Origin of the sequence: Streptomyces sp. NPDC007205 (assembly GCF_040634095.1) — a bacterium.
GTDB lineage: Bacteria > Actinomycetota > Actinomycetes > Streptomycetales > Streptomycetaceae > Streptomyces.
Genome location: NZ_JBEYEW010000015.1, coordinates 98,285 through 110,676, shown reverse-complemented (window position 1 = coordinate 110,676; position 12,392 = coordinate 98,285). Strand labels below are relative to the sequence as shown.

Below are 12,392 nucleotides of genomic sequence, written 5' to 3'. Positions count from 1 at the left end.
TGAAGAAAGAAGGCAGCAACTGGCCGAGCGGCACGCGCTCCCGCCGAGGGGAGAGGAGAACGGCCTATGGGCAGGACGGGCCCCTCGCAGTCCGGCGCCCCGGGCCGGCCCCTGCCCGGGGCCGGCTCGTCTCCCACCGGCCTGCTCGATCAGCTGAGCGTCGCCGCGGTGGTGCTGGACGCGCACGGGCGCGTGGTGTTCTGGAGCCCCCAGGCCGAGGAATTGTTCGGCTACACCGCACCGGAGGCGCTCGGCCGCTTCGCGGCGCGGCTGCTGGTCCACGAGGAGCACTGGGACCAGGTGATCGCGCTGTTCGCCGAGGTCATGGAGTCCGGCACCGACTGGGCCGGGGCCTTTCCGGTCCGGCACAAGGACGGCAGCAAGCGGCTGGTGGAGTTCCGCAACGTGCGGCTGCTCGACGATCTCGGGGACACCTACGCCCTGGGCCTGGCCGTGGACCAGGCGACGGTGGCACGGATCGAGCGGGGCGTGGCCCTCTCGGCACGTCTGGTCTCCCAGTCCCCGATCGGCCTGGCCATCCTCGATCCCGACCTGCGCTACGTGACCGTGAACCCGGCGCTGGAGCGCATCCACGGCCTGCCCGCCGCCGACCATCTGGGCCGGCGCGCCCGCGACGTCCTGACCTTCCTGGACGCCGAGGCCGTCGAAGCCCGTATGCGCCAGGTCCTGGAGACCGGACAGCCGGTGTCCGACCGGTACGTCGTCGGCCGCACCAGCGCCGAGCCGGACCGCGAGTACGCCTGGTCGGTGTCGTACCACCGGCTGGACGACGCCACCGGCCGGGTGATCGGTCTGGCCACGTCCGTCATCGACATCACCGAACGCCATGAGGCCACCCAGGCGGCGACACGCGCCCGGAACCGCCTGGCCCTGATAGCCCACGCCTCCGCCTCCATCGGTACGACCCTCGACGTGGAGCGGACGGCGCACGAGCTGGCCGGTGTGGTCGTACCGGACCTGGCCGACGTGGCCTCGGTCCACGTGCTCGACAGCGTGCTGCGCGGACGCACCCCGTCGGACAGCGGCCCTGCCCGCTTCCGTGTCGCCGCCGTCGCCGCGGCACCCGCCAGTGAGGCGGCACAGGCGGCGGCCGACGTGCCCGGAGGCCTCGCCATGTACGACAGCGACCGTCTGATCACCCGGTGTGTGCGCACCCGCCGGCCGGTGCTGGTGGCCGAGGCCACCCGGGGGGACCTGCGGCACATCGCCCGCACCAGCGAGGCCGCCGCCCTTCTGGAGGCCACCGGCGTGCATTCCTACCTCGCGGTGCCGCTCCTGGCCCGCGGAGAGGTCCTGGGAGCGCTCAGCCTCGAACGCGTCCGCACGCCCGCGCCGTTCGACGAGGACGACACCCTCCTCGCCTGCGAACTGGCCAGCCGCGCCGCGACCTGCGTCGACAACGCCCGCTGGTACCAGAACGTGCGCGACACCGCCCTCACCCTCCAGCGCCGCCTGCTGCCCGAGCTGCCGTCCCGCCTGCCCGGCTTGGAGATCGCCTGCCGTTACCGGCCGGCCGGAGCCGTCAGTGAGATCGGCGGAGACTGGTTCGACGCCATGCGTCTGCCGGGCGACAAGACCGCTCTGGTCGTCGGGGATGTGATGGGCAGCGGCATCAACGCCGCCGCCAGCATGGGCCAACTGCGCAGCGCCACCCGTGCGTTCGCCGAGCTGGACCTCGAGCCGGCAGAGGTTCTACGGCACCTCGACCGTCTGGCCGAGGACGTCGAGCACACCATCGCCACCTGCGCCTACTGCAGGTACGACCCCGAGCGGGGTGAGTGCCGTATCAGCCTGGCCGGTCATCTGCCTCCGGCCCTGGTCCGGTCCGGCCGGCCGGCCGAGTTGCTCGACCTCCCCTCCGGTGTGCCGTTGGGCGTCGGCGGATGGGCCTTCGAGACGACGGCCTTCTCCTTTCGCCCCGGCGACCAACTCGCTCTCTACACCGACGGTCTGGTCGAGACGCGCGGTGACCCGATCGACGCCCGCCTCGGCATCCTCCGCGACGCCCTGACCGCCACGGCCGATCAGGACCTGGGAGAGACGTGCGACCGGGTGCTGGAGACTCTCCGGCCCCGGGCCGGCGACGACGTCGCCCTCCTCCTGGCCCGCGCCCGGCACGGAACGACGTCCCCAAGCGGCCGCAGGGGCCCCTGAAGCGGGTCGGCCGCCCCACCGCCGAGGCGCCGAGGGCTCACACGTCGGGATCATCGAACTGGTCGAGAAGGAAGTCGACCGGTGCATGGCCCGTGGTGGCGGCCGCGCCGCCGTCGAGAAGCTGCTCCGCCCAGATGACCTTGCCGCGGGCCGTGTACCGCGTTCCCCACCGCTGGGCGAACTGCGCCACCAGGAACAGCCCTCGTCCGCCCTCGTCCGTGGTCGCCGCCCGGCGCAGGCGGGGCAGGGTGCCGCTGCCGTCCGACACCTCGCAGATCAGACAGCGTCCGTGCAGCAGCCGCACCGTGACCGGCGGCGAGCCGTACCGGATGGCGTTCGTGACCAGCTCGCTGAGGATCAGTTCCGTGGCGAATCCGGTCTCCTCCAGCCCCCATTCCCGCAGAGTCTCCCTGCAGCGCGCCCGTACCGAGGGCACCAGCGCCGGGTCCGGCGGCACGACCCACTCGGCCACGCGCGAGGGCGGGAACCTCCGGGTACGTGCCGTCAGCAGCGCGATGTCGTCGCTGGCGGATGACGGCTTCAGCGCGTCGATCACCGCCTGGCACGTCTCCTCCGGAGTGCGGCCCCCGGATCCGTCCAACGCCCGGCGCAGCCTCTCCATCCCCACGTCGATGTCGTGGCTGCGGCCCTCCACGAGGCCGTCGGTGTACAGCACCAGTTGTGAGCCCTCCGGCAGCGACAGCTCGGCGGTCTCGAACGGGTAGCCGCCCAGGCCGAGCGGCGTCGACGCCGGCACGCCGGCACAGGTGACCGTCCCGTCCGGGCGCAGCACCAACGGATCCGGGTGTCCCGCACGGGCCATCGTGCAGGCTCCGGCCACCGGGTCGTACACCGCATAGAGACAGGTCGCCCCGGTCACGCCCGCCCCCTCGCCGCCCGACGCGGCATCGCCGGTGTTCTCCTCGTTGTCCATGCGGACGACCAGGTCGTCCAGGTTCCCGAGCACCTCGTCCACGGGCAGGTCCAGAGTGGAGAAGTTGTGCACGGCGGTACGCAGCCGGCCCATGGTCGCCGCCGCGTGCAGCCCGCGGCCGACGACGTCACCCATCACCAGGGCCACCCGGGCGCCCGGAAGCGGGATGATGTCGAACCAGTCCCCGCCCACCCCCGCCTCCGCGGGCAGATACCGCCAGGCCACCTCCAGCGCGTCCTGGTCCGGCTGGCTCCGCGGCAGCAGGCTCCGCTGCAGCGTCACCGCCATCGCGTGCTCGCGGGTGAATCTACGGGCGTTGTCGATGGCCACCGCCGCCCGCGCGGTCAGTTCCTCCGCGAAGGTGAGATCCTCCGGCTCGAACGCCGGGGAGTCCGCCGTCCGGTAGAAGTTCACCACGCCCAGCGGCACGTTCCGCGCCCGCAGCGGCACGGTCACCAGCGAGCGCAACCCGCACTCCAGGGCCTTCCGGGAGCGCTCCGGATCCTGTTCCCGCCAGCCGTGTGCCCACCGCAGGTCCGCCTCCAGCATGACCCGCCGTTCGTGCAGCGTCCGCATCTGCGGGGTCCGGGCCGAGAACGTGATCACTTCGCCCAGCGGATACACCGGCATCATCCGCTGGTCGCCGCCGATCGCCGTGCGGCGCAGCCGCCGCCAGCCCTCCGCCGTGGGCTCCCAGCCCCGCAGTGCCGCCTCGAGCAGGTCCACCGTCACAAGGTCGGCGAACTGGGGCGCCGCCACATCGGCCAGCTCCTGGGCCGTACGCTCCACGTCCAGCGTGGTCCCGATCGCCACCCCGGCCTCGTACAGCATCTTCAGCCGCTCCCGCGCGGCCTCAGCCCGCCCCGAGACCGCCGCCAGCTCCGTGGTGTCCCGCAGGGTCACCACGCTGCCTCCCGGGTCCGCGTGCGGGTATGTCGGACGCTTGTTCACCAGGAGGAACCGGTCGCCGGCGGGATGCAGCTCATCGGTGACCGCCTCCGGCGACGACAGCAGACGCGTGATCGGCTCCGGCATTCCCAGCTCCCGTACCGGGCGCCCCCGCGCGTCCGCCGGCAGCCCGAGCAGCCGCGTCGCCTCGTCGTTGGCCAGCAGCAGTCGTCCGTCGGCTCCGGTGATCAGCACTCCTTCCCGCACCGCGTGCAGCACCGCGTCGTGGTGCTCGTACAGCTGCGCCAGCTCCGCCGGGGCCAGGCCGTGCGTCTGCCGGCGCAGCCGCCGGGACACGAGCGTCGTTCCCGCCATGGCCAGCGCCAGCGCGGCCGCGCCGCTGCCCAGGATGATCGGCAGCTGCGGCATCCACAGTGCCGCCACGTTCCTGACCGTGATGCCCGCCGAGACCAGGCCGACCACCTTCCCGCGCTCGGTCACCGGGACCACCGCCTGCACGTCCGTCCCCCTGCCCGCGGGCAGGGGCGGCCCGCCGGCCTGCTCGATGACGGTTCGGCCCTTCAGCGCCGGTGCGATGGTGCCGACGAACTTCTTCCCGATCTCCCGCGGGTAGGGATACGTGTAACGAACCCCCTTGGTGTTCATGACGACGAGGAAGTCCACGCCCGCGCGTTTCCGCGCCGCCTCGGTCTGCGGCTGGAGCAGCGCCGTCGGGTTCCGGCTGCGCAGCGCCTCGGCCGTGCTGCGCGCACTCGCGAACGACTGGGCCGCGACCACCGACTCACGACGCCCCTGCTGCACCGCGTCACGCGCCGTCTGGAGCACCATGGCCGCCACCGCGGCCACCACCAGCAGGACCACGATGACGACCTGGAGAAGGAACACCTGACCGGCCGCACTGCGCAGGTCCAGCAGGGAGGCCCGGCGTGGGCGCGAGCATCCGACGGGCGGACGACGTTCCGGGGTCCGAGGGCGCCCGGAGAATACCTCCATACACCCTTGATAACACCGGTGTGGCAAAGCCGAAGTTCCAGGCGGCCGGGCTGCGCGGCGGCCCCTCCGCTCCGCCGGTCGCAACGAAGCCCGTTATGCCCGGATAAGATACCTTTTGTGATCAGGACAGGACGGCATCGACGCCACCGCCCTCCCTACGGTGGCCGACGCGAGACCGTACTGCTGTCACCCGTGATCCTCACCGTCCTCATCACCGGCCTGGCTTTCGCCACCCCCAGGGAGATCGCCTTCAGCCGTCTCCTGCCCGCCGCACCCGCCCTCGCCGCCGCGATGTGGCCCGTGCTCCCGACGATCCTGCTGGGCGCGTTCTGCCTGCTGGTCATGATCGGGCTCAGCCTCGTCTACGCCGATCTGGGAACGCCCTACACAGCGGCTGCGATCGTCGCGGTCACTTTGGCAGCCGCCTACACGAGCCATCTCCGACTCCAGCGAGAGGAGACCCTCTTCCAGATCCGGCTGGTCGCCGACGCGGCGCAGCAGGTGCTGCTGCGCCCGCTGCCGCGCCGCGTCCAGGACGTCGACATCGAGTCGCTGTATCTCGCGGCCCAGGAGCAGGCCCGGATCGGAGGCGACTTCTACGAGGTGGCCGACACGCCGTACGGGGTTCGGCTGCTCATCGGTGACGTGCGCGGCAAAGGGCTGTCCGCGGTGGGGGCGGCCTCGGCGGTGATCAACTGCTTCAGGGAGAACGCGTACGACCAGCCCGACCTGAAGGGCATCATCCATCGCCTGGAGACCAGCATGTGCCGCTACAGCGTCGCGCTCCTCGACCTGGATCAGCCCGAGCACTTCGCCACCGCTCTGATCGCCGAGATCCCGTACGGCAGGGGGCACGTGAAAATCCTCAACTGCGGACACCCCCCGCCCCTGCTGATGCGGAGCGGAGAGGTCCGCGTCCTCGAGCCCACCGTCGCCTCGCCGCCCCTCAACCTCGCGTCACTCCTCGGAGAGGACTACAACGTCGACACCGTCGCCTTCGCCTCGGGCGACCAGATGCTGCTCTACACCGACGGCGTAACGGAGACCCGGGACCGCGCCGGCGCGTTCTTCCCGCTGCCGGAGTGGATGCGGCAGCTCGGCGCGGCGGCGCCCCGTGAGCTGCTGGACCGGCTTCACCGGGACCTGCTCCACTACAGCGGCGGGCGGCTCGACGACGACATCGCGGCCGTCGCCGTCCGCTGCAGGCGCCCCGGGGTCCAAGAGCCCTCCGCGTAGGCGGCTGCGAGCCCTGCGCGGCACCAGGCCGCCGGCCGGTGTGTCCGAAACCCGGTCCAGGTGTGTGCTGCCTCGGTATGGGCCGACCATGGAGGAAGGCAGCACGCCCGCCGGTACGGCACGAGCAAGGCGCCGAGCGGGAAGGGAAATGAGGCCATGGGCACGACGGACTCCTCCCGAGCAGGCGAGGGCCGGTCAGCGGCGGGTCCCGCCGCGCCGCCCAGCGGCCTGCTCGATCTCCTCAGCGTCGCCGCGGTGGTGCTGAACGCGAAGGGCCAGGTGGTCTTCTGGAGCCCGAAGGCCGAGGAACTGTTCGGCTACACCGCGGCAGAGGCGCTGGGTCAGCACGCGGCTCGGCTGACGGTCCACGAGGAGCACCGGGACGCGGTGATCAAGCTGTTCGCCGAGGTCATGGAATCCGGCACCGACTGGGCAGGGGCGTTCCCGGTGCGGCACAAGGACGGCAGCACCCGTCTGGTGGAGTTCCGCAACATGCGGCTGCTGGACGACCTCGGTGACGTCTACGCCCTGGGCCTCGCCGCGGACCAGGCCGCTGTGGAGCGGGTCGAGCGAGATGCCTCCCTGGCCATGCGGCTGGTGTCCCAGTCCCCGGTCGGGCTGGCCATTCTGGACCCTGACCTGCGGTATCTGGCCGTGAATCCCGCTCTCGAACGCATCACCGGTCAGTCCGCCGCCGAGCGTCTCGGCCGGTCGGCCGGCGAGGTCCTGAGCTTCCTGGACACGGACCCCGAGGCGCGTCTGCGCCGTGTCCTGGAGACGGGCGAGTCGGTGGTGGACCGGGACATCATCTGCCGGCCCCCCAGCGATCCGGACCACGAGCACGCCTGGTCCGTCTCGTACTACCGGCTGGAGGATTCCGCCGGGCGGGTGCTGGGTCTGGCCTATTCCGTCATCGACGTCACCGAGCGACACCGAGCCGCCGCCGAGGCGGCACAGGCCCGGCAGCGGCTGACACTGATCGCCAGGGCTTCCGCCTCCGTGGGCACCACCCTCGATCTGGAAACGACAGCGCGCGAGCTCGCCGACGTCGTCGTACCGGTCCTGGCCGATGTGGCAGCCGTGGACGTACTCGACAGCGCCCTGGAAGGCCGGATGGCGCCACACGAGGGGCCGGCCCTCTTCCGCGCCCTCGCCGTGCGCGCGGCCCACTCCACCGAGGCGGTCCGCGCGGCCGACCCGCCAGGGGGACTCGCCTCCTACGCCGGCGACCGCCTGATCACCCGGTGCGTGCGCACCCGGCAACCGGTCCTGGTGCCCCATGTCACCCGTCAGGACCTGGAGCGCATCGCCCGGCACGGCGAGGCGGCCTCCCTGCTCGCGGCGGCCGGCGTGCACTCCTACCTGGCCGTGCCGCTCATGGCCCGGGGGGAAGTCCTCGGTGCCCTCGACCTCAAACGCACCGGGAACCCCGCACCCTTCGATGACGACGACGCGCTCCTGGCCTGGGAGCTGGCCGCCCGCGCCGCGGTGTGCATCGACAACGCCCGCGGATACCAGGCCCAGCGTCAAGCGGCCCTCACTCTCCAGCGGAGCCTGCTTCCCGACCCCCCGTCGCACCTGCCCGGCCTGGAGGTCGCCTGCCGGTACCAGCCTGCCGGCGCCGCGAGCGAGATCGGCGGTGACTGGTTCGACGCCATACCTCTCCGGGGTGACAGAACCGCCCTGGTCGTCGGGGACGTCATGGGCAGCGGCATCAAGGCCGCCGCCACCATGGGGCAACTCCGCAGTGCCGCCCGCGCCTTCGCCGAACTCGCCCTCGCCCCCGCCGAGGCCCTTCGGCACCTCGATCACCTCACCGAAGGTGTCGAGCAGACCATCACCACCTGCATCTACTGCGTCTACGACCCACACCGGGGGCAGTGCGAGATCAGCCTCGCCGGCCACCTGCCCCCGGCCCTGATGCGTGTCGGCCACGCGGCGCAGCTTCTCGACCTTCCCACCGGCGCACCGCTGGGGGTCGGCGGGGTGCCCTTCGAGGCCACCACCATCCCCTTCCGCCCCGGCGACGAGCTGGCCCTCTACACCGACGGCCTGGTCGAAACCCGCAGCGAACCCATCGACGCTCGCCTGGACACCCTCCTCGACGCCTTCACCGCGACACGTGGCCGCGACCTGGAAGACACCTGCGTCCGCATCCTGGAAACCTTGCGCACGCCGGGGGGTGAGGACGACGTCGCGCTGCTCATCGCCCGGGCCCAGTCCTGAGCCGGCTCCATCCGGACGGTGCTGTCGGCCGGTGACGGCCGGGATCTGTACATTTGTACATGAAGAGTCGCGGCTGTCAGGCATGCGACGGTCGCGCCCACGCTCGGGAACCTCGCAGGCGAGGATGACATGATCGACTTGAGCGCGCCGATCGTGGCCACATTCCTCGTGTATGTGGCCGTCATGATCGCAACAGGGGTCTGGGCCTACAGCCGCACTCACACCTTCGCCGACTTCGCCCTGGGGGGCCGCAGGCTCAGCGCGCTCGTCGCCGCCCTGTCCGCAGGGGCCAGCGACATGTCCGGCTGGCTCTTCCTCGCTCTTCCCGGAGCGGTCTACGCCGCCGGCGTCGGCGCCAGCTGGATCGCGGCCGGTCTGGTGCTCGGTACGTACCTCAACTGGCTGTTCGTCGCGCCGAGGCTGCGCACCTACACCGAGCGCGCCGGGAACGCCGTGAGTCTGTCGGCCTATCTGGAGGAGCGGTTCGAGGACCGCACTCGGATGCTCCGGATGGTCTCGGCGGCGGTCACCCTCGTGTTCTTCACCGTCTACGTCGCCAGTGGGCTGGTGGCCGGCGGCGTACTGTTCGGGCACATCTTCGGTGTCTCCTTCAGGCTCGGAGTGACCCTGACCGCCCTGGTGATCGTCGTCTACTCGTGCCTGGGCGGCTTCCTCGCCGTGAGCCTGACCCACGTCATGCAGGCCACGCTGATGTTCCTCGCCCTGCTCGTGCTCCCCGCCGTCGGTATCGGAGCGCTCGGCGGCTTCGGGGCACTGCGCGACGCCCTCGACAGCAAGACCCCCGGCCTGCTGGACATGGGCGCCAGGGTCGACTTCGCGGACGGGCGGTGGTCGGCAGGCGGGTCGCTCGGCGCCGTCGCGATCGTCTCGCTGCTCGCCTGGGGGCTCGGCTATTTCGGTCAGCCCCACATCCTGGCCCGCTTCATGGGCATCCGCAGCACCGGCGCGATCCCCGCGGCACGCCGTCTGGAAACCGGATGGGTCATCGTCGTACTCGCCGGCGCCACCCTCGTCGGCCTGGTGGGCATCGCCCGGACCGGCACGCCGCTGCACGACCCGCAGACGGTGTACATCAGTCTCAGCCGGACCCTGCTCAACCCCTGGGGTGCCGGCGTGATGCTGATCGCCGTACTGGCCGCGATCATCTCGACGGCGGACAGCCAGCTCCTCGTGTCGTCGGTCGCCCTCACGGAGGACTTCTACCGCGCGTTCCTCAACCGGCGAGCCTCGGACAGGACACTGGTCTGGGCCGGTCGCGCCGCCGTCGTCGCCGTGATCCTGGTGGCCTTCGCGATCGCGCTCAGGGGCGGCGGGCTGCTGGGCATCGTCGCCTACGCCTGGGCGGGCTTCGGAGCCGCGTTCGGGCCCGTCGTCCTGCTCTCGCTGTACTGGCCGCGCATGACCTGGGCGGGGGCCATGGCCGGGATCGTCTCGGGCGCGGCCACGGTGCTGCTGTGGAAGAAGATCAATCCGCTGCTCGGCCCCTTCGAGTCGGGCATCTACGAGATGGTCCCGGGCGTCCTGGTCGCCACGGTTGCCGCACTGGTCTTCGGCAGGTTCGTCGGCCGGCCTCCGAAACGCGCCTTCTGGCGGATGCCGGGCGGCGGGGTGAGCCGGCTGATGCTCACTCCCTTCCTCACCCACGCGCCGGTCGGCATCGCCGTCCTCGACACGGACCTTCGGTACGTGTGGGTGAACGAGCCACTGGACCGCCGGATCCCCCTCGAACGCCGGCTGGGCCGGCGGATGGCGGACGTGCTGCCGGAGGCGGAGGCCGCGGCCTTCGAGGAGAAGATGCGCGGGGTCCTGGAGACCGGCGCTCCGGTGATGGACTTCGAATACCGGAGCCCCAGTCGCACGGACCCCGACGCCGGCCGCGCGATCTCCGCGTCCTTCTTCGCGATGAAGGACCGCCACGGCCGCAACGTCGGTGTCTGGTACATGGTCATCGACGTCACCGAACGCTGGCGGGCCCAGGAACGCCTGGCCCTGCTCAACGACGCCGCCACCCGCATCGGCAGCACCCTGGACGTGCCGCGGACCGCCCAGGAGCTGGCCGACGACGCCGTGCCGTCCGTCGCCGACTTCGTCGCCGTGGACCTGCTGGACTCGGTCATGAGGGGCGAGGAACCGGCGCCCGGGCCGGTCGGCATGTCGCCCGTCATCCGGCGCGCGGGGCAGCAGTCGGTGCGCGAGGGCTGCCCCGAGGCGAGTCTGACCGTGGGGGAAACGGTCCGGCGTGCCGCCTCGTCGCCCGTGACCCGCTGTCTGCTGGAGTCCAGGACCCTGGTGGAACGGATCCTGGACCGCACCGCCAGCCCCTGGGTGACCGAGGACGAGTCGCTGGGCGCCTCCTTCCTCGACTACGACTTCCGCTCGGTGATGGTGGTCCCGGTGCGGGCACGCGGCGTCACCCTGGGCGCGGCTACGTTCGCCCGGTCCCGGCGGCGGGGCCCCTTCGAGGACGACGACGTACGACTCGCCGAGGAACTCGTCTCCCGCGCCGCGGTGTGCATCGACAACGCGCGGCGTTTCACCCGCGAGCGCACCGCGGCCCGTTCCATGCAGCGTTATCTGCTGCCGCAGGATCTCACGGGAGGTTCCGCGCTCGCGGTGGCGTCGTGGTACCTCCCGGCGGATGTCCCCAGTGGCGTGGGCGGCGACTGGTTCGACGTGATTCCGCTGTCCGGGGCGCGGGTCGCGCTGGTCGTCGGGGACGTGGCGGGGCACGGCATCAACGCCGCGGCGACCATGGGGCGCCTGCGCACCGCGGTACGCACGCTCGCCAACCTCGATCTCTCCCCGGACGAATTGCTGGCCCATCTGGACGACCTGGTCATCGGCCTCATGGAGGCGCACGGCAGCGACACCCCGGCGGTGGCCCACGATGAGGCCGCGGGCACCGCGTTCATGGGCGCCACCTGCCTGTACGCCGTCTACGACCCGGTCAGCAGGCGGTGCGCGCTGGCCCGGGCCGGTCACCTCCCGCCGGTGCTCGTCGGACCGGGCGGTGGTGCCGACATCCTGGACCTGCCCGCCGGACCACCCCTCGGCCTCGGCTACCTCCCCTTCCAGTCCGTCGAGCTGGAGCTGGCCGAGGGCAGCCTCATCGCGCTCTACACCGACGGCCTCATCCAGGCCTTCGACCGGGACATCGACGCCGGACTCTCCCGGCTGCGGGCCGCCCTCGCGGCGCCCAGGCCGACACTGGAGGAGACCGGCCGCGGGGTGATCGACGACCTGCTGGCCGGTCCGCCGTCCGACGATGCGGCCCTGCTCCTGTCCCGGACCCGTGCTCTGGACCGCGACCGGGTCGTCTCCTGGGACCTGCCCAGCGATCCGGCAGCCGTCGGGCACGCCCGCACCCTCGCCGCCCGGCAGCTGACGGAGTGGGGCATGCCCGATCTGACCTTCACCACGGAGCTCATCGTCAGCGAACTGGTCACCAACGCCATCCGTCACGCCACCGGACCGGTGGGTCTGCGCCTGATCCGGGACCGCGCCCTGATCTGCGAGGTCTCCGACGCCAGCAGTACCTCGCCGCGCCTGCGCCATGCACGGACCACCGACGAGGGAGGGCGGGGCCTGCTGATCGTGGCCCAGCTCGCCCACCGGTGGGGCACTCGCTACACGGCGACCGGCAAGATCATCTGGACGGAGCAGGTCGTTCCGGCGGACACCGTCGCGCAGGACCTGTCCGGCACCTGATCTCGCGGATCGGGCTGCGCCTCGCCCTCACTCATGCGCCGGCTGCGGACTGGCGGCGCGTCAACTATGCAGCGAACCTTGCCGGTTGATGCCCGGGCCCCTACATTAAGCCAGCCATTAAATCCATTTAACTGAACACTTAAGTGAGGGTTGCCGTGCCGCATCCCGCAAGACCGCGCATGCGCTGGAG

Annotated in this window: 5 protein-coding genes; 4 read left to right on the top strand and 1 reads right to left on the bottom strand. The window is 71.7% G+C overall.

The window, feature by feature from the left end:
* The first annotated feature begins 66 nt into the window (after window positions 1-66).
* A complete protein-coding gene (locus ABZ624_RS24505) occupies window positions 67-2,175 on the top strand; it encodes a SpoIIE family protein phosphatase (RefSeq protein WP_360092732.1) in 2,109 nt (702 codons plus the stop codon).
* Window positions 2,176-2,212: 37 nt separating this feature from the next.
* On the opposite strand, the gene ABZ624_RS24500 is transcribed toward ABZ624_RS24505, so the two are convergent.
* Window positions 2,213-5,011, bottom strand: a complete 2,799-nt coding sequence (locus ABZ624_RS24500) for a SpoIIE family protein phosphatase (RefSeq protein WP_360092729.1) — start codon at window positions 5,009-5,011, stop codon at window positions 2,213-2,215.
* A 192-nt stretch (window positions 5,012-5,203) separates the two neighbouring features.
* Here ABZ624_RS24500 and ABZ624_RS24495 point away from each other — a divergent pair, with 192 nt between their 5' ends.
* The 3 genes from ABZ624_RS24495 to putP all read left to right on the top strand — a co-directional run bounded on the left by ABZ624_RS24495 (window position 5,204) and on the right by putP (window position 12,202).
* Complete coding sequence (locus ABZ624_RS24495; protein ID WP_360092726.1) at window positions 5,204-6,247, top strand: PP2C family protein-serine/threonine phosphatase; 1,044 nt, start codon at window positions 5,204-5,206, stop codon at window positions 6,245-6,247.
* Window positions 6,248-6,403: 156 nt separating this feature from the next.
* On the top strand, window positions 6,404-8,473 hold the full coding sequence (locus ABZ624_RS24490) for a SpoIIE family protein phosphatase (RefSeq protein WP_360092723.1): 2,070 nt from the start codon (window positions 6,404-6,406) through the stop codon (window positions 8,471-8,473).
* A gap of 129 nt (window positions 8,474-8,602) precedes the next feature.
* Entirely contained in the window at window positions 8,603-12,202 is a 3,600-nt protein-coding gene (putP, locus tag ABZ624_RS24485; protein ID WP_360092720.1) for a sodium/proline symporter PutP, read from the top strand.
* The last annotated feature ends 190 nt before the right edge of the window (window positions 12,203-12,392 follow it).